Origin of the sequence: [Clostridium] scindens (assembly GCF_019597925.1) — a bacterium.
Taxonomy (GTDB): Bacteria; Bacillota; Clostridia; order Lachnospirales; family Lachnospiraceae; genus Clostridium_AP.
In genome coordinates this window covers 1,969,759-1,987,965 of the sequence record NZ_CP080442.1, presented here as the reverse complement: position 1 = coordinate 1,987,965, position 18,207 = coordinate 1,969,759, and the positions used below count along the sequence as shown (strand labels likewise).

14 protein-coding genes and 3 pseudogenes are annotated in these 18,207 nt (G+C 49.2%); all 17 read right to left on the bottom strand.

The annotated features are described in order from the left end of the window. Position 1 precedes the first annotated feature (1 nt). The 17 genes and pseudogenes from mutL to K0036_RS09490 all read right to left on the bottom strand — a co-directional run bounded on the left by mutL (position 2) and on the right by K0036_RS09490 (position 18,175). A pseudogene (mutL, locus tag K0036_RS19670) lies at positions 2 to 2,043 on the bottom strand (DNA mismatch repair endonuclease MutL). 3 nt (positions 2,044 to 2,046) lie between these two features. Then, complete coding sequence (gene mutS, locus K0036_RS09565; RefSeq protein ID WP_330627122.1) at positions 2,047 to 4,692, bottom strand: DNA mismatch repair protein MutS; 2,646 nt, start codon at positions 4,690 to 4,692, stop codon at positions 2,047 to 2,049. 76 nt (positions 4,693 to 4,768) lie between these two features. Continuing rightward, positions 4,769 to 5,186, bottom strand: a pseudogene (locus K0036_RS09560) (putative ABC transporter permease). A gap of 106 nt (positions 5,187 to 5,292) precedes the next feature. Continuing rightward, positions 5,293 to 6,732, bottom strand: a complete 1,440-nt coding sequence (gene miaB / locus K0036_RS09555; protein ID WP_220429622.1) for a tRNA (N6-isopentenyl adenosine(37)-C2)-methylthiotransferase MiaB — start codon at positions 6,730 to 6,732, stop codon at positions 5,293 to 5,295. Beyond that, a complete protein-coding gene (locus K0036_RS09550; protein ID WP_009248536.1) occupies positions 6,698 to 6,880 on the bottom strand; it encodes a DUF4250 domain-containing protein in 183 nt (60 codons plus the stop codon). The genes miaB and K0036_RS09550 overlap by 35 nt, the downstream gene beginning before the upstream one ends. Positions 6,881 to 6,906: 26 nt before the next feature. Further along, positions 6,907 to 7,404: a 5-formyltetrahydrofolate cyclo-ligase gene (locus tag K0036_RS09545; protein ID WP_259283268.1), complete on the bottom strand. Its 498-nt coding sequence runs from the start codon at positions 7,402 to 7,404 to the stop codon at positions 6,907 to 6,909. A 37-nt stretch (positions 7,405 to 7,441) separates the two neighbouring features. Next, positions 7,442 to 7,663 carry a DUF896 domain-containing protein gene (locus K0036_RS09540; protein WP_004606137.1) on the bottom strand — a complete coding sequence of 74 codons (222 nt, stop codon included), beginning with the start codon at positions 7,661 to 7,663 and terminating at the stop codon, positions 7,442 to 7,444. Positions 7,664 to 7,738: 75 nt separating this feature from the next. Continuing rightward, a complete protein-coding gene (locus tag K0036_RS09535; protein ID WP_004606138.1) occupies positions 7,739 to 8,119 on the bottom strand; it encodes a hypothetical protein in 381 nt (126 codons plus the stop codon). A 79-nt stretch (positions 8,120 to 8,198) separates the two neighbouring features. After that, entirely contained in the window at positions 8,199 to 9,869 is a 1,671-nt protein-coding gene (locus tag K0036_RS09530) for a putative polysaccharide biosynthesis protein (protein ID WP_025643490.1), read from the bottom strand. Between the two features lie 13 nt (positions 9,870 to 9,882). Continuing rightward, positions 9,883 to 10,377 (bottom strand): rRNA maturation RNase YbeY, encoded by a 495-nt coding sequence (ybeY, locus tag K0036_RS09525; protein WP_220429620.1) that lies wholly within the window; start codon positions 10,375 to 10,377, stop codon positions 9,883 to 9,885. Continuing rightward, positions 10,374 to 11,366: a PhoH family protein gene (locus K0036_RS09520; protein ID WP_220429619.1), complete on the bottom strand. Its 993-nt coding sequence runs from the start codon at positions 11,364 to 11,366 to the stop codon at positions 10,374 to 10,376. Before K0036_RS09520 ends, ybeY begins: the two co-directional genes overlap by 4 nt. 3 nt (positions 11,367 to 11,369) lie before the next feature. Further along, positions 11,370 to 12,559: pseudogene (locus tag K0036_RS09515) on the bottom strand (sporulation protein YqfD). Between the two features lie 89 nt (positions 12,560 to 12,648). Continuing rightward, positions 12,649 to 12,894 (bottom strand): YabP/YqfC family sporulation protein, encoded by a 246-nt coding sequence (locus K0036_RS09510; protein WP_259283267.1) that lies wholly within the window; start codon positions 12,892 to 12,894, stop codon positions 12,649 to 12,651. A gap of 148 nt (positions 12,895 to 13,042) precedes the next feature. After that, positions 13,043 to 13,366 carry a hypothetical protein gene (locus tag K0036_RS09505; RefSeq protein ID WP_025643494.1) on the bottom strand — a complete coding sequence of 108 codons (324 nt, stop codon included), beginning with the start codon at positions 13,364 to 13,366 and terminating at the stop codon, positions 13,043 to 13,045. Between the two features lie 98 nt (positions 13,367 to 13,464). After that, positions 13,465 to 14,790 carry an esterase/lipase family protein gene (locus K0036_RS09500; RefSeq protein ID WP_220429617.1) on the bottom strand — a complete coding sequence of 442 codons (1,326 nt, stop codon included), beginning with the start codon at positions 14,788 to 14,790 and terminating at the stop codon, positions 13,465 to 13,467. A 21-nt stretch (positions 14,791 to 14,811) separates the two neighbouring features. Continuing rightward, the gene (locus K0036_RS09495; RefSeq protein WP_220431251.1) at positions 14,812 to 17,073 is read right to left on the bottom strand and encodes an EAL domain-containing protein; all 2,262 of its coding nucleotides are present in this window, start codon (positions 17,071 to 17,073) and stop codon (positions 14,812 to 14,814) included. Positions 17,074 to 17,104: 31 nt separating this feature from the next. After that, complete coding sequence (locus K0036_RS09490; RefSeq protein WP_259283424.1) at positions 17,105 to 18,175, bottom strand: endonuclease/exonuclease/phosphatase family protein; 1,071 nt, start codon at positions 18,173 to 18,175, stop codon at positions 17,105 to 17,107. Positions 18,176 to 18,207 lie beyond the last annotated feature (32 nt).

Sequence of the window (18,207 nt, the reverse complement as noted above, 5' to 3'; positions counted from 1 at the left end):
TCTATACAATCCTTTTGAATTTCTTTTCCAGTTCCCGCTTCGTCATGGCGATGATCGTCGGGCGTCCATGCGGGCAGTGGTATGGGTTCTCAAGCGTCAGAAGCTCGCCGATCAAGGAATCCACTTCCGTGGCTGACAACTTCATATTCCCCTTCACAGCCGCCTTGCAGGACATGGAGGCAACTTTCTCATCGATCATATCCGGCGAAAGATTTCGGCTCACTTCATCCGACAGGCCATCCAGCATCTGCAGCAGCAAATCCTTCTTGGCAATGCCGAACAGATTGCCGGGCACCGCCCTTACGGCATAAGACTCCTGCCCGAACTCCTCGATCTCGAAGCCGATACGGGTAAACTGATCCATATACTGGTTTAAAAGTTCCGCCTCCTGCATGCTCAGATCCAGCACGATGGGCGGACTGATGAACTGGGAGGTAAATTCCCTGGTCTTCATGCTCTTTAAAGTCTTTTCATACAGCACCCGCTCGTGGGCCGCATGCTGGTCGATAATATAGAGGCTGTCGTTAAATTCGACAAGCCAGTAAGTCTCGAAGACTTGGCCGATGATCTTATACTCTGCCTGAACCTTCCACTCCACCAGGTTCTCTTCGAATAAGTTCAGCTGCTGGGCCGCAGGCTGCATTGCAGCCCGTGCCGGAGGCTCTGGACTTTTTGAAGGGCTTGGCGTCCGCTTTAAAAACGTGGGCTGCTGGTCCGTATATTCCGGCGTCTCGCAAACCCGATCCGAGGGGACTTCCCTGCGGTCTTCGGACGGCTGGGCAGACACTTTAACATCAGGCTCCTTCTTAGGCGCATCCTGATTCTGCTGGGCGTGATATGCCGCAACCCGTTCCTTCATCTTCTGCATGAAATAGTCCAGGGTGCGTTCTTCCGGCGCTGGAACAGATTTTTTGCCGACGGTGCGGGCTGTGCGCTAGTAGTTCTATTAAGAACCACTGGATTATCTTTCTTCTGCGCCGCAGGAGGCGCTCCGCCCTCCTGCTTCCTGGGCGCTGCCGTCTTAGGCGCATCGACTTCCACATGCGGGATCAGCTCTTCCGCATGAAGTCCCTGGTCTACAGCCGCATATATAGAATTATAGACTTCCTGCTGATTATTAAACCTCAATTCCATCTTTGTAGGATGGACATTCACATCCACATGCTCGCCATCAATCTCGATGTGCAGTACCACAAAAGGATATTTATGCTGCATGGTAAAGTCCTTATACGCATCTTCGATGGCCTTGGATATAATGCTGCTCTTTACATATCTTCCGTTGATGAAATAATTCTCAAAATTCCGGTTTCCCCTAGATATCAGCGGCTTTCCCAGAAATCCTCTGATTTTAAGTCCGGGGGATTCATAATCGGCTGCCAGCAGATTGGCTGCAATCTCTCTGCCATATACATGATAGATGACATCCTTAAGATTGCCATTGCCGGAAGTATGCAGCTTGGACTGCCCATTATTGATGAACTGGAAGGAGATCTCCGGATGGGACAATGCCATTCGGGTCATCAGATCCCCCACATGGCTTGCCTCTGTCATAGGAGTCTTTAAAAACTTCCTCCTTGCCGGCGTATTATAGAAGAGCTGGCGGATCAGAAATGTGGTGCCATCCCGGGCCCCTGTCTCATCCAGTTCTTCTTCCTTTCCTCCTGCGATCCGGTACCGGGTACCCAGAACCTGGTCCTTTGTCTTGGTGATCATCTCCACCTGGGAGACGGCGGCAATGCTGGAAAGCGCCTCGCCTCGAAACCCCAGGGATCCAATATGTACCAGATCCTCCACGGAACGTATCTTGCTGGTGGAATGCCGCAAGAACGCGTTGGGTACATCGGATGCATTCATGCCGCAGCCATTATCCGCGATGCGGATCATAGAGATGCCGCCTTCTTCAATCTCGGTGACGATGGCCGTGGCCCCTGCGTCTATGGCATTTTCCACCAGTTCTTTTACGACCGACGCAGGGCGTTCGATTACTTCCCCGGCTGCGATCTTATCAATCGTAACCGGGTCTAATACTTGTATCTTGTTCATGTCCTACCACCTGTTTTTCAGTTTGTTCTGTAACTGGTACAATGTATTTAGCGCGTCGATCGGTGTCAGGTTGCTGACATCCAGGCTCTTGATCTCCTCAATCACGTCGTCGTCCTTCACCGTATCGAACAGGGACATCTGGGCCAGATCCACCTCGTCATAATGCCTGGTCTTAAGCCTGGGCGGCTCTTGCCCATGGACTGCAATATCCTTGATCCTGGTGGTGATATCCGCATGTACCAGTTCTTCCACGATTTCCTTGGCACGGCTGGTGACGCTTTCGGGTACGCCAGCCAGCCTGGCAACCTGGATTCCATAACTCTTATCTGCGCCGCCTTTGACGATCTTGCGAAGGAAGATGATGTCATCGCCCTTTTCCTTTACCGCAATGCAGTAGTTATTTACGTTGTCGATCTTGCCTTCCAACTCTGTCAGTTCATGATAATGGGTGGCAAACAGCGTCTTGGCTCCCAAAAGCCTGCTGCTGATATGCTCGATCACGGCCCAGGCAATGCTCAGCCCATCAAAGGTGCTGGTTCCCCGGCCGATCTCATCCAGGATCAGAAGGCTCTTGCTGGTGGCATTGCGCAGGATATTGGCAACCTCTGTCATCTCTACCATGAAGGTACTCTGTCCGCTTGCCAAGTCATCCGATGCGCCCACTCTGGTAAAGATGCGGTCCACCAGTCCGATATCCGCGCTGGCAGCCGGCACGAATGAGCCAATCTGGGCCATCAGCACGATCAGGGCCGTCTGACGCATATAGGTGGATTTCCCCGCCATATTGGGACCCGTAATGATAGAGATCCGGTTCTTCTTATCGTTGAGATATGTATCATTGGATATGAACATATCGTTGGGAATCATCTTCTCCACGACTGGATGGCGCCCGTCTTTGATGTCGATCACGCCTTTTTCATTAATCTTCGGCCTTACATAGCGGCTCTGTTCCGCCACAAGGGCCATGGAGGCGAAGGCGTCCAGCTGGGCGATGGCTTTCGCCGTCGTCTGTATCCGCAGGACTTCTTTGGCGATCCTGTCCCGCACCTCGCAGTAGAGCTGGTATTCCAGCGCGTACAGCTTGTCTTCTGCCCCCAGGATGGTATCCTCCAGTTCTTTCAGTTCCGGAATGATGTAACGCTCCGCGTTTGCGAGCGTCTGCTTCCTTGTATAATAGTCTGGCACCATATTCTTAAAAGAATTGGTAACTTCCAGATAGTATCCGAACACCTTATTATAACGGATCTTCAGGTTCTTGATTCCCGTCTTCTCCCTCTCATCCGCTTCCAGCTTGGCAAGCCAGTCCTTTCCATCGGACTTGGCCGAACGGAGCCGGTCCACCTCCTCGTGATAGCCATCTCTGATGATCCCGCCCTCTTTCATTGCCAGCGGCGGGTCTTCCTTAATAGCTTCTTCTACCAGATGGCATAAGTCTTCCAGCGTATCCAGCCTTTCATAGAGATCTTTCAGCAGGGGAGACTTCATCTCCTCCAATATGTACTTGATATGCGGAAGCATGGAGAGGGAACTTTTAAAAGCGATCAGGTCTCTTGGATTGGCAGACTGGTATGTGATCTTGCACACCAGCCTTTCCAAGTCATAGACCGGCGTTAAGTATTCCCGGATCTCTTCCCTGGAAATGGCATTCTGCTTCAGCTCGTCCACCGCGTCCAGCCGGCGTTCAATGGAATTTTTATCAATCAGCGGCTGCTCGATGAATTTTCTTAAGCACCGGGCGCCCATTGCCGTCTTGGTCTTATCCAGCACCCACAATAGAGACCCTCTCTTATGCTTCTCCCGCAGGGTCTCGCACAATTCCAGATTGCGCCTGGTGGAACTGTCTAAGAGCATATATTTGCCGGTTGCGTAGGCAGAGAGTCTGGTAATATGGGATAAGTCCCGCTTCTGTGTCTCGATCAGATATTGAAGCAGGGCTCCGGCGGCGATAATGCCGCAATCATAGTCGCTAAGGCCCAGTCCTTCCATGGCGCTGACATGGAAATGCTCCTTCAGCGTACGCTGGCAGATCGCATCGTCAAAATACCAGGCATCCAGGGAATAGATGGTGATTCCCAGTTTTTCCTTCATCAGGTCCAGATCCATGCCGCTCATATAGAAAGCCTCATTGCAGATTAACTCCGAGGGCATGAATTTGTAGATCTCATCGAATAATTTCTCGCTGTCATCCAGTTCTGTGACGAAGTAGTCTCCTGTCGTCACATCCGCCACCGAAAGGCCATACCGGTCCGCGATGTAGACCACGCACATGATATAATTATTCTTCGTCTCGTCCAGAGACTGGGTATCCAAGTTGGTACCAGGCGTTACGATCCTGACGACATCCCTTTTTACCAGGCCTTTGGCTGTTGCGGGATCTTCCATCTGCTCGCAGATGGCTACCTTATATCCTTTGGAAACCAGCCGGTTCAGATAACTGTCTACTGCATGGTAAGGGACTCCGCACATAGGCGCCCGTTCCTCAAGTCCACAATTCTTTCCGGTCAGCGTAATCTCCAGTTCCTTGGATGCGGTCAGGGCATCGTCGAAAAACATCTCGTAAAAGTCGCCCAATCTATAGAATAGGATGCAGTCCGGGTACTCTTTCTTTGTCTGCATATACTGCTGCATCATTGGTGTTAATTCTGCCACGTTATTTCTCCTCTTTTGTCTACATTTTTACATTTCATTATAGCATTTTTCGATTTAATATGAAAGATACAATTTGTCAAAGTACATGGTAATGGGGCTTCTCATCCCCATAGAGCCAATGCGTAAGATAGCCGCTTAACAGGATCCCAAGAACGCACAGGCCGGAAAATATAACCATAAATGGCAGGCATATCTGCCCGAAGAGCTGGAAGGGCTGATCGCTGTAATCCCATACCGCCAGCCCAAGCCACTTATTGACGATAATTCCGGTAATGAATTCCATTGCGGTTACAAAGACGATGCACCTAAGCAGCTGGCGCCACAGCGCGTCCTGCCAATGCACCATCTTTCCCTGGATCGCAAAAAACACAAAGCAGATTCCCCCCCAGAATGAACATGGACCAGTGGGAAAATCCGCGGAAGATCACTTCAAACGAATAATACAGGCATCCGCCGAATGTCCATAAAAATAGATACTCACTTAATTTCTTCATGTAAAAACGCCCTCACTATATGTTCTTACTACATAGTTTGAGCGTTTTGGGTTCATAATATGGGTGGTATATATTTCTTATGCCGCAAGCGCGGATGTTCCGCCTTTTACACTTGTTCTCCCAGATAATAGAAGCCCTTGCATTCAGACAGGCGCACGTCAACTAGCTGGCCGATCAACTCTGACGAGCCTTTAAAATGCACCAGCAGATTGTTGCTTAGCCGTCCGGTGACCATAGAATCGTCATGCTCGCTCTTTGCTTCCACCAAGGCCGTCTGCACGCACCCTTTATGGACGGAGCAAACTTGCGCGGCAATGGCCTGCACTTCCTTAAGCAGCCGGTCAAAACGGTCTTTTACCACATCTTCCGGAATCTGGTCTTCCATGGCCGCGGCCGGGGTCCCGGTCCGTTTTGAGTAGATGAAGGTAAATGCGCTGTCATAGCGTACCTTTCGGACCACGTCCAGCGTCTCCTGGAAATCCTCTTCCGTCTCTCCCGGAAATCCTACGATAATATCCGTGGTAAGAGAGATATCCGGCACGGCCTTTCTGATCTTATCAACCAGCGTCAGATACTGCTCCTTGGTATATCTGCGGTTCATCTTCTCCAGAATCCTGGAACTTCCCGACTGGATGGGCAGATGCAGGTGCTTGCAGATCTTTTTTGAATTGCCCATGACCTCGATCAGTTCGTCCGAGAGGTCTTTTGGATGGGAGGTCATAAAGCGGATCCGCTCAAGTCCTTCGATCTTCTCAATCTCCGTTAGCAGCCTGGCAAATGACATTGGCTCTTTCAGGTTCTTGCCGTAAGAATTGACATTCTGGCCCAGAAGCATGACCTCCACCACGCCATCTGCTACCAGCCGCTCGATCTCCCGGATGATGGCCTTTGGATCCCTGCTTCTCTCCCGCCCTCTTACATAAGGCACGATACAGTAGCTGCAGAAATTGTTGCAGCCAAACATGATGTTTACGCCTGACTTGAAGAAATATTTCCGTTCATTGGGCAGATCCTCTACGATCTTGTCCGTATCTTTCCAGATATCGATAACCATCTCCTGAGATTCCAGCCTCTGCACGATCAATTCCGCAAACTTGAAGATATTATGCGTGCCGAAGATGATGTCAACGAAGCGATAGCTTTTCTTTAGCTTCTCTACCACTTCCGGCTCCTGCATCATGCAGCCGCAAAGGCCGATCATCATATGGGGATTCTTTTTCTTCAGGGGCTTTAACTGGCCAAGACGTCCGTAGACCCTTGTATTGGCGTTTTCCCTGACCGTGCAGGTATTATAGATGACAAAGTCCGCCACATCCTCCGGTGCCTCCTCATATCCAATCCTTTCCAGGATTCCCCGCAGTTTTTCGGAATCCCTGGCATTCATCTGGCAGCCGAAGGTGGTCACGCAGAAGGTCAGCGGACGGCCAATCTCCAGGGACTTCTTCTGAATGTAGGTTCTGGCCTTTTCTATGTAATAATACTGGCGCTGCGGTTCCTCGCATGGCGCCGCGCTAGACAAACTGATGTCTGGATTCGTCGTATTCATAATCAATTCCTTTCAGTATATTAGTAATCTCTTCTCTCTCTACTTGCATATCCTCGCATAGTGCATCCAGCGAATGATAGTAATCTCTGATTTTCGTATTTACTACGCTTAATAGTAGCATAGGATCTTTGGGAAGCCCTATCTGCATAAGCCTCATCCTTTCTATTTGCCTTTCTATTTGCCGTTCTCGTATACGCTGGTCTCCGTCACCAGGATCTGCGGCCTGATATCGTGTTCATCATAGGGCACTTCATCCAGCACCTGGCAGTCAAATGCGACTGCCATGGTGGGAAGGCAAGGATGCGCGGCAAGATATCTGTCATAATAGCCGCCGCCATAGCCGATCCTGCGCCTCTCACGGTCAAAAGCCACGCCCGGCATAATGACAAGCGCGTCTGTTCCGTCAGCCAAAGTGCCTTCCTCGGGTTCCAGAATCCCCATCGTGCCGGGGTGCAGCTGGCCGAAATTCTCTATATGGAAAAATTCCATCCCGCGTCCCAATACCCTGGGCACCCAGACGTCTTTTCCCAGCCGCCAGGCTTCTTCTATGATCAGCCTGGTGCCTGCTTCTCCTTGATGGTCTACATAGCAGTAGATATCCGTGGCCTCCCGGAAACGCATATGGGAGGTCACCGCAGCGGTTATCCCTTCCGTGGCCTTCTGCCATTCCAAGGGGCTGATTTCTTTTCGAGTTTCCAGAACCCGATGCCTAATGTCCTTCTTGCTTTCCAAACTTCTCACCCAAATCTGTAATGCTTCCATCCTTCTCCTGAATGGAAATATTGTTTAACTGGCTGCGCAGATTTCTCTTAAATGAGTCGATATACTCCCTGCGCAGAATCTGCTGTTCCTTTGACTCTTCGGCCGTCAGGCCCTCTGCTTTGGATTTATGATATAATTCATTGATTCTTGCAATCTTCTGTTCTTCCATAGTTTTGTCCTTCCTTCTTGATTCATTCGGAAATTACGTACTTATATTACACTATCTTACTTTGGAAGTCCACTTCTAGCTTGAATAATTTTCTAAAAAGCCATAAAGTTCCTCCGTGCTTTCCATGTATTTACCGTTACGGATCTCCTCCCGGATGGTTGCCGGAAGTTCGTCATACAGGATATCCGTATATTCGTAGGCAGTCTTCTTATCGCTCAGATATACGACCACGTAGCCGTTGACTTCCATCAGATAGTAGCAGTCTTCTTTTAGCGCCTGGCCATCCGCAGAGACTGTCGGTTCCGACTTGGACGTAGCAGGCTCTTCCTGTTCTTTTGTCACTTGCGTCTGCGCGCGTTCCTTTGCCTTCTGATAACTTAGCTGATATGCGCTGGAAACCGCCAGCACCGCAATAATCGCAGCCGCAAAAAAACCAATACCATACTTATTTTTCATAAGGACAACTCCTTTTTTAGTACAGTATCGGTTTGTTTTGCCGGATTTATACAGTTTGTGGACAATTTTTACACGATCTTTACCTATATTGGCCGCGGATCAGATGCAGTTTCCTGCATAAAGATACCATGGAGGCTCCCTTTGGCATATCCAGAAGTTCCTCTTCCGTCACGCCGCCAAGCAGTACCAGTACGGCGCCATATACGATTACTGCCACCAGCACTGCCACAACCGTTGCAATCCTTGCGCCTGCAAACAGTTCAAACAGCAGATGCACCACAACGGCCACGACTCCCATTATGGTAGCGGCAATCGTCGGAATCACGAACGTCTTTTTACGCTCCTGGACATAGCCGATGCGTTCCCGCAGAGAATGGGCATTCAAGATGCAGCTGGCGCCGGAAAATACGATCTTGCTTAGGACTACCGCATAGATGTTCCACTTGAATACCACCATCATAAGGAACAGGGCAATCACGTGGATCACCAGGGAAATGGCGGCATTGCGCACCGGGGTCATCATATCGTCCAGTCCCTGCAGCACGGAGTTTGTAACCGTCGACAGGCAGAAGAATACGACGGACAGCGCTCCAAGCTGGAGCATCAGTGCCGGCTTCGTATTATCCTGGGTAAAATACAAAAGATCCAGAAGCGGCTTGGCCAGAATCACGAAGCCTACCGCGCATGGAATCGCGATCAGCATGTTGAATCTGGATACCATATTGATCTTGTTATGTATCTGCTTGCGGTTACCGGTCTGCACGGTCGCTACCAGGCTAGGGATCAGCGAGGCAGCCAGGGCGCTTGATATGGACAGGGGCACATTGATCATCGTGGTATACTGGCCCCCGAACATCCCGAGGAGTTCCGCGTATTCCACCTTTTTAAATCCCTGGGCAGCCATAATGTTATTAAACATTGCCGTATCAATAAAATCACTGATATTGTAGACCGTTGCGCTTAAGATGACCGGCGCGATGGTGATAAACAGAACCTTGTATATCTTCTTGTAGCCTTCCCTCCGGCGGGTCCTGTCCCGCTTCATCTGGCGCTTGAAGATCCGCTTGTAGGCATAGAATATCAGCGCAACGAACAGCAGCGCCGCCAGGGCTCCCAAAACGGTTCCCACCGTGCCTCCTGCCGCCGCGTATGCCGGTCCATAGGACTTCTTCCCTCTGGTCTCGGCAATGCTCTTTCCTGCCTGCAAAAGGAAGTATGCTCCGGCTATGGATGCCACCGCATTCACCACCTGCTCTACCACCTGGGAGATGGCGGTGGGAACCATGGAGCCATTTCCCTGGAAGAATCCCCTCAGAACGCCCAAAAGAGCGACGATCAGGATACAGGGAGCCAGAACCCGAAGCGCATAAGCGCTCATATCCATATGCATGATATGGGAAGCGATAAAGTCCGCCCCCAGGAAAATCAGAAGGGATACAAATCCGCCTGCCAGCAGGGCAAACGTCATCGCCCCCTTAAATACCTTATAGGCATTCCGGTATTCCCCCACCGCCACTCTGGCGGAAACCAGCTTGGACACAGCCAGGGGAAGGCTGTAAGAAGTCAGCATCAATGCCACAGAATAAATAGAGAAGGCCACGCTGTAATATCCGATTCCTTCCGCGCCTGCTATATTGGTAAGAGGAATCCGGTACACAGCCCCGATAATCTTTGTAATCACCCCCGCAATCGCGAGGATCGAGCCCTGGACCAGGAAATTCTTCTCTTTCTTTCTACGTTGTTCAGCCATACACTACTCCATCTTATCGTAATATATTTAATCTTTCCATAATTTCTTTCTGCTTACGTTCCATAATCTGACGCTCCTCGTCCTGCATATGGTCGTATCCAATTAAGTGTAACACAGAATGAACAATTAAAAAAGCATATTCTCTCAAAGCAGAGTGACCGAATTCTTCGGCCTGGGATAATACCTTCTCTTTGGAAATCACGATATCGCCCAGCATCAGTTCTCCCGATTCCGGATGGAAGCAGTCATCGCAGTCTTCTAAAAACTCAAACTGCCCGGGCACGGGATAGTCCGTCATCGGGAAGGACAGCACATCCGTTGGCCTGTCAATGCCGCGGAAGTCCTGGTTCATCACGCGGATCTCTTCGTTCTGCGTCAGCAGAAGGCTGACTTCCCACTCATACGGACATCCGGCATAATCAAGGGTTGTCTCTATCACCTGTCTTGCTATCTTTTCGCATTCTATGGGAAGCCTTGCCTCCCCTTCTTCTTCAAAGTATAGTGTCATGATCTTCTCCTTTTATCCCTGCCTTTATTCTTGCCTCTGCTCTCATAATCTTCATAAGCCTTTACGATCTTCTGCACCAGAGGATGGCGGACGACATCCTTGCTGGTAAGCGTACAGATGCCAATATCCTCGATGTTCTTTACCACCGAGATCGCCACGTCAAGGCCGGATACTTGGCCGGAAGGCAGGTCCTTCTGGGTGGCGTCTCCTGTAATGACGACTTTGGAGCCGAATCCGATCCTGGTAAGAAACATCTTCATCTGGGCAGGAGTCGTATTCTGGGCTTCATCCAATATGATAAATGCGTTGTCCAGCGTCCGTCCTCTCATATAAGCCAGGGGCGCCACTTCAATCAGGCCTTTTTCAGAGTTCTTTAAGAAACTGTCCGCCCCCATGATCTGGTAAAGCGCATCATACAGCGGGCGCAGATAGGGATCGATCTTGCTCTGCAGGTCTCCGGGCAGGAATCCCAGTTTCTCTCCTGCCTCTATGGCAGGCCTGGTAAGGATGATCCTGCCTATCTCGTTGTTCTTAAATGCCGTGATCGCCATAGCCATGGCAAGATAGGTCTTGCCCGTTCCGGCAGGTCCAAGGCCGAACACGATCATTTTCTTGCGGATCGCATCCACATACTTCTTCTGTCCCATAGTCTTAGGCTTGATCGGCTTGCCCTGCAGCGTATGGCATATCACATCCTTGTCAATCTCCAGAACGCTGTCCGGGCTGTCCTCCATCACGAGGGCAAGGGTATAGTCCACGTTCTGCTCTTCCACATTATTCCCTCTGCGCGACAGTTCCGCCAGCTGGCTTAAGACCTTCCTGGCCTGCTCCACTCTGGAAGCCTCTCCCATGATCTTTACGCTCTCTCCTCTGGCGATCAGAGTCACATGGAGCGTCCTCTCTATTTTCTTTGCATAAGCATCAAACTGTCCGAACACATTGCTCTGCTGCTCGGCCGGTATATCCATGATCGCTTCAATTAATCCCATTCATTATTCTCCTGTCTCTTCTTGTTCTTCTTTCACCGGAATCTCCAGCAATTGAGACGGGGCTTGCGTGCCTATCGGCGTGATGACCGTAAGCGTGCCCTTTGCCTCGGCTTTTTCAGGCCCTGTGTATATTTTAACACTATTCTCGATAATTTCTACCCCCTTTTTCTCCAAGTCCGCAAGATAACGCTTGAAACGAAGGCTTAAGATCTGCTGGAGTTCCTTCTTGGTATGCTTCTTCTCTTCGGAACGGTAAGGATTGGCAGTCCGAATGCCATAGGATACCGGCAGGTAAAAGTTCTTGCCTATCCGCAGCTGGCGCTCCCTGGAGTGCATCTCCCACTCCTCATACTGGTTCTTGATCGTAGCCAGCCTGAGAAAACGGTCGCCGACTCTAATATAGTATTCTTCCTTCTGTACGTCCAAATATTCCTTTTCCAGATACGTGACTTCCTGGCTGTCCTCGTAGGAAATGGCCGTCTGTCCCCGGATATCCGCATCGGACTCGTGGTACTGGTATGCGATCGTCTCCCCGGCATCGTCATTGACGGGAACCTGCCCGGATATCAGAATATCTCCTTTCTTCACCTGGTCTCCTTCTTTGACCATTGCAATCCCTTTTCTGGGTACGATGTCTGTTATGACGCAGTCCTGGTCCGCAACAATGTCCGTTGCGTTCTCCTTGGCTTCCTGCTCTTTTTCCTCTTCCGTCTTATTGACGACTGGCAGGGAATCCTCATTTTCTTTTACCTGGATGATCAGGCGGGTGCCTCTTATGGACGCAGATACCCATATGATATCATCATACTCCTTGCGGATATCCTTTACAATGCGGGCGCAATCTACATCCGACTTTGGCATCCCATCCTCTACATTTTTTGAGCCCAGAAATTCCAGAATGGATTCATCGGTCCGCGACTGGTTGCCTGTAATGTCTATATTCCATATAAACCGGGACATCGCTATAATCATGACAATGAAAAGAAAGGCTCCGCCGAAGAACAGTTTCCGCTTTCGATATTTGTGTAAAAAAAAGGAAGACCGAACCGTCTCACAATTACAACTTTTGTTCCTGTCTTCCTGATAATCGGCTTTAACTGCCGGAATCCCTTTATCGTAATATTCATTTCGTAAGCTCCGTCCACCGGCTTCAAGCCCCAGAGAAAGATGCCTTTGTGGCTGCATGCATTCAAAAATCTTTCTGCGGAATATCCTATGACCCGGATGCGGATATACCCTTTTATATAACGGATGATTTTTAACAGCAATATTGTCTCCTCCTCTAATGCTGGTATTCAATGGACTCGATATGTCCATTCACTTTCATCTCATCATTGGTATAATATGCCACCTGGAGCCTCTTTCCAGTCACCTTGATCTGTCCATTTTTTGTCTGGATTCTTACCAGCGTATCGGTATATTCGATGATCCCCCTGTAATTTTCAAGGCTTAATTCCATCTGCCCTAAAACCGTCAGAACCGGCATTCCAAGCGCCACATCTTTGGGAAGTTCGGATAATTCCGCCATTTTATTTTTGAAAGAATGGCCATCAGGTTCTGGCCTTGGTCCCTTTTTTTCGTCTTCATAAAAGCGCCATTCATAGAATTTATAGTAATCTATGAGAGATGGACGGCGATTATGCATGGACGGCCCTGGATTTTATAAAGGCGGCCCCTTACTTTAACAGGCAAGGCGTGCTCGTCTTAAAAACGGCCGACAAGGCGGTCAGCACCCACAGCAGGCCTCTTTCCTGCCTCTTATCCCTGCACAGGCTATGTATATTCTCGAAGCTTTTCCGAAGCCGGGATCTTCCCTTTGCCAGGTCGGCAACTATCTTAAACACGCCAAAGGCCTGGCAGCAGGCAAAAAGAATCAGGCCGCCACTCCTTGCCGCCGGCCGCTTCTTTCCTGCGGCAATATGATACAGGCTGGAAAACAGCCCGATAAATGTTGCTATATGATGAATCCAGATACAGATCGTCCACTCTTTTTCTCGCATTTTCTATACTTCCCTTCCTAACAATATCAAGTATATTGTACCTGATTTTCCTGTCAGAATGTAGGAAAATATATCGCAAGTTTCTACAAACCTCGCCTCTAATATCCCTTCTGCTTTAGTTCGCTGACCAGCGACACATAGAATTCCCGGGCATCGAACCCTCTTATGTCCTCCCTGTTCAGATCAATCATATCCCCGTGAGATATCCCCCTTCTCTCGTCTGTGGTAAGAAAGACATAGGACTCCCCCCAAGGGAAGGAAGTCTCGGATACCAGGCCATCATTAGGGCCGTCAAAATGCCGCACCAGCTTATGGGAGAAGTTTAGCGGGAATCTGCCCCCGGATGCTACATTCAGCTTAGATCCTATACTTTGATAATAAACGCCCTGCGCATCCGGAATCTTTTCATTCAGATTCTTGCAGGCTGTTGCGGTCAGGTCAGTGACCGCTGATATGAAATCGGGATTCTCATCCCCCAGTTTCCGAAGCGCCGCATTATATCCCTCCGCCACCTTATCCCTTGCCCCTCCTGGAATCTTATCCAGAAGATAATCCGCAAATTCGCACCCTCTGTGGGGCGTATTAACAGTGGTCAGCGTTGCCACATACCGATCCATTCCCAGGCGGCTGATTGCATATCTGCAATCCAGCCCGCCTTTCGAGTGGGCGATAATATTGACCTTCTCACAGCCACTCTCTCTGACAATCTCTTCAATCCTCATGGCAATTTCCTTAGCGCTGTCGGCAACAGATGCCGCAGACTGATGATTCCCATAGTAGATGGTCGCTCCATTTTTTTCCAGTTCCTTTGGAATCCTCCCCCAGTAGTTAAAATATTTAAAGTCCCTGAAGAAGACTCCATGTACCATGAGAATTGGATATCTTGTCTTGCAGACTGCCTCGTCCTTACGGCTTTGATTCTTTAAAATCTTCTCATTCTCAAAGGTGCATTCATAAGATGCCACCCGTATGATCTTGCACAGGACAGCCAAATGTACTACTGGCATCCACCCGCAGACCACCCCGATAATCCGCCATTTCAGTCCAATCTGCAAGGAAGTGCAGTATACGCGCAGGATGCCGTTCCAGAAGGTGATCGCTTCCACAAGGATTATACACCCAAGATTCGCAAGCCATAATCCTTTCTGAGCCGGAAAGCAAACTGGTATTGCAGCGAGCATAAGAACTGTGGATGCCACGGCTACGGCCAGAAAATATATTAGAAGTTCGCAGCCGTCCGCGCAGATACGGTAACGCAAGCGCGCCATCCGCCTGTTTCTAATGGTTGGCATTATGTTAACCGCAATAAAGGCCGGCACGCACAGTACACGCCAGAATAATCCGATTCCTCCGGCCTTTAAGAAAGGAATATTCGCTGTCAGAAATATGATTCCGATCCAGCATATCCGTCTAAACATTATCATTAGTAATCTCCCGCCATATGGCTAAGTACGTTTAAATCCGCTTCCCCAGTCTCCATGGGGATCCTTAGATAAAAGTCTTTCAAATTCATCGCAGGGCATGGGACGCTCAAATACGTATCCTTGAATGATGTCACATCCGCATTCCTTCAGGAATTCTACCTGCTCTGGCTCTTCCACGCCTTCCGCCACTACGCGGATATGCAGCTGCTTGGCCATGCGGACGATATTTGCGATGATAATCTTGGCCTTCTCGTCATTGTCGCTTCGCTTAAAGAACAGCATGTCCAGTTTCAACACTTGGATCGCAAGGTCTTTCAAAGTATTAAGAGAGGAGTATCCCGCGCCGAAGTCGTCCAGCGAGCAGATGAATCCCCTGGCCGTCAGTTCATCGATCTTCTGGCGCAATAACGAATTGTCTTCAATGGCCAGGCTTTCTGTAAATTCCAGTTCCAGCAGGCCATCCGGTATCTGGTACTGGTTCTTCATATTGGTGTAATAATCTACAAAATCCTCCTGAAATATGCCAAGCCTTGAAACGTTCACTGCCAGCCTTATCGGCCTCCCGCCAGCAGCCATATACCCATGCAGCCACTGGCACACGCTTTCCATCATATACCGGTCCAACGGCACGATGAAGCCGTTCTTCTCGAAGAGAGGGATAAATTCTCCCGGACTGATCATGCCTTTTTCCGGATCTGCCCAGCGTACCAGCGCCTCGCCGCCAGATATCCGGTTGTCATCTGCCAACGCTGCCTTAGGCTGGACATAGACCTTGAATCGATGTTCGCAAAGCGCCTGGTTCATATTGGCCTCGATCTCATTTTCGCGCAGCAGCTGGCTGTGAAGGCTGTCCGAATAAAATGCGTATTTAATGTTCTTCTTCTCTTTGACGGTCTTCTGGGCAATTCTTGCTCTATTGTACATCTCATTGACCGTAAGCAGATGCTCCGGCATATCCGCACAATAGAATCCCATGCTGAGTACCAGGCGGAAGGATTGCTGCTTGAAGATATGATAATGTTCCAGCCTCTCCGTCAGTTCCTCATACCAGGCTTTCAGTTCCGAGGGTTCTTTATAATAGCGGATGCCTACATAATGATCTGATGTCTCGCGGCAGAATAACTCATCTTTCCTGGCGCACTCATCGAACAGCTGCGCAAGGCTTTTTAACAGCTGGTCTCCCGCCTCATAGCCAAAGGACTCGTTAAAGAGTTTGAAATTATCGATATCGCAATACCAGAAAGCGATCTTTCGGAATCCTTCTTTCGCCAGCGTCTCCGACAGGTCTTTATTAAACTTAATATAATTATTAATTCCTAACAGCGGGTCTTGATAAGCCAGCCTTTCCAGTTCTCTTTCATTCTTGACCTGCACCCGGGTGATGCAGTAGACCAGGAAGATAAAGATGGCCATTGCTGACGTTACGATGATGATCATGCCGGCAAACAGGTGATAGGCGCTACCTGTCGCATCTTTAGAAACAATGCCCAAAAGATACCAGTCATTGATCCCCAGAGGCATGTACGCGGCCCAGGTTTTCTTTCCTTCTTTGTTGAATCGAATGAAATCCTCCTCGCCTTCTTTCAGTTCCCTGTGGATATTCTTTAATTCTTCTTCTGTAAAATCACCGATGTCCTCAATATGTTCTATCGCAGGAGAATTTATGGAACGGACTACATAGGCTCCCTGATCATCTATAACATTCGCATATCCGCCTTTGCTGAATATCGGAACATCCAGAACTTCTCTCAGCCTGTCCGTTTTATCTGCCGCGGCCAGTATGCCTACCGTCTCTCCCTGTATCACCACAGGCACTCCATAATAATTCAGATATCCATTGGTGTATTCATCTTTGAAGGTATTGGATATGGCCGTCTCTCCTCCCATTGCCTTTTGAAAGAAACTCTCATCGGAAAAGTCCACATCTCTATGGATCGTCCCATCCAGATCCACCATATCCCCTGTTCCATCCGCATCTACGAATCCCATCTGAAGGAAGGCATTCCTGTCATTGACCTTCTTAATGATCGGCTGCAGATGCTCGATATCCGTTATCTCCATCTGTCCAATAGTCAAAGCCATACCATCCAGAATCTCGATGTTGCCTTTTATCATATTGGAGACGCTATTACGCATGCTTTCTACATTTTCTTTGAAATGGCTGATATCCTTCTTTTCATATTCCTCCATAGAATAAAAGGTAAAGCCTACGCTTGCCGTCAGGAAGCAGAGACAGACCATTCCTATGATCAGATAGTAAGTTTTTAATTTTTCGGTTTTCATAATCTATATCCTTGATGCTATTTTTTTATTTCTATTGTCCATCTTTAAGGCAGATGGCTTCCATACGCACCGGCTGATGGTCGGTGTACTCGAAATCCGTATCAATGTTCCCTACTTTATTCACTTTGATATTATTGGAAACGATAAATCCATCCAATACATATACCTGGGATTCATCATAGTTCCCGCTGTAAGGCCCGTCAAGCAGCCTGCAGGTCGGTACATTGTCGGATACGGCAAAGGAAAATCCTTCTGGTATGTCATCAGCGCCTACGATGCCAGGCACCCACTTATCCTTATTATGGATCGGGTATTTTTCCATTCCTTCAAAAGTCTGATTGAAGTCACCGCCTGCAATCACATAATTTCCCTGCTGGTATTCTGACTCCAGCTTCTCTGCCAGCATCTTGCTCTGGGCGATCTTTCCCTCCCCGCTGTCATAAGCTTCCAGATGGAAGTTGATCAGCACCAGTTCTTTGTCTGTACCTTCCAAAGGCACCCTGACCTCCAGCATGCACCGCTTCAAGTTGCAAGTCTTGACTGGCCATGAGAAGGATTCGGGAAGCGAGATTCTGGATGCCTCTTTGACATTCAGATCCGTCATCGTCACCAGTCCGCTGGTTACTTTGCCAATTGGCGGCAGCGGATATGGGACGAAGTCACATTTGAAATTACATGCAAACATCCCCTTAAGTCCAAGTTCTTCCTCATAATAGGCCTGTTCATCAATATGATAGGATCGCTTGGAATCCCGGTCCACCTCCTGCAGAAAATAAATATCCGCTTCCTGCTTCTTCAGGATGGAAGTGATTCCCTTCAGATTATCCTCCACAAGTTTCTTGCTTTCCGGCTCGACCTTGGAGCCCCCGTCCATAAAGAAGTCCTCGTCCTTGCTAAGTCCCGCATATCCGGTGTTATACGTAAGAATCGTAAATGCATCCCCGGCATTCAGCCTGGCGTTTCCCTTCCCCGGCGCTATATCCTCAATCGGATCCGGCCTGTATTCCCGTATTGTCAGATAGGCGACAGCGGCCGCCAGCAGAAGAATGATCGCCAGAAGCACGCCTCCGATAATCTTCCATACTTTTCTCTTTTTCTTCATACTTTCCCTTCCCTGCTTCCTTTTTTCTCTCA

Coding starts and splice junctions, on each gene's coding strand:
- miaB (WP_220429622.1), bottom strand. CDS start 6,732: ATGAATACGACGAATCCAGACATCAGTTTGTCTAGCGCGGCGCCATGC.
- K0036_RS09550 (WP_009248536.1), bottom strand. CDS start 6,880: ATGCAGATAGGGCTTCCCAAAGATCCTATGCTACTATTAAGCGTAGTA.
- K0036_RS09540 (WP_004606137.1), bottom strand. CDS start 7,663: ATGGAAGAACAGAAGATTGCAAGAATCAATGAATTATATCATAAATCC.
- K0036_RS09535 (WP_004606138.1), bottom strand. CDS start 8,119: ATGAAAAATAAGTATGGTATTGGTTTTTTTGCGGCTGCGATTATTGCG.
- K0036_RS09530 (WP_025643490.1), bottom strand. CDS start 9,869: ATGGCTGAACAACGTAGAAAGAAAGAGAAGAATTTCCTGGTCCAGGGC.
- ybeY (WP_220429620.1), bottom strand. CDS start 10,377: ATGACACTATACTTTGAAGAAGAAGGGGAGGCAAGGCTTCCCATAGAA.
- K0036_RS09520 (WP_220429619.1), bottom strand. CDS start 11,366: ATGGGATTAATTGAAGCGATCATGGATATACCGGCCGAGCAGCAGAGC.
- K0036_RS09510 (WP_259283267.1), bottom strand. CDS start 12,894: ATGGCGGAATTATCCGAACTTCCCAAAGATGTGGCGCTTGGAATGCCG.
- K0036_RS09505 (WP_025643494.1), bottom strand. CDS start 13,366: ATGCGAGAAAAAGAGTGGACGATCTGTATCTGGATTCATCATATAGCA.
- K0036_RS09500 (WP_220429617.1), bottom strand. CDS start 14,790: ATGATAATGTTTAGACGGATATGCTGGATCGGAATCATATTTCTGACA.
- K0036_RS09495 (WP_220431251.1), bottom strand. CDS start 17,073: ATGAAAACCGAAAAATTAAAAACTTACTATCTGATCATAGGAATGGTC.
- K0036_RS09490 (WP_259283424.1), bottom strand. CDS start 18,175: ATGAAGAAAAAGAGAAAAGTATGGAAGATTATCGGAGGCGTGCTTCTG.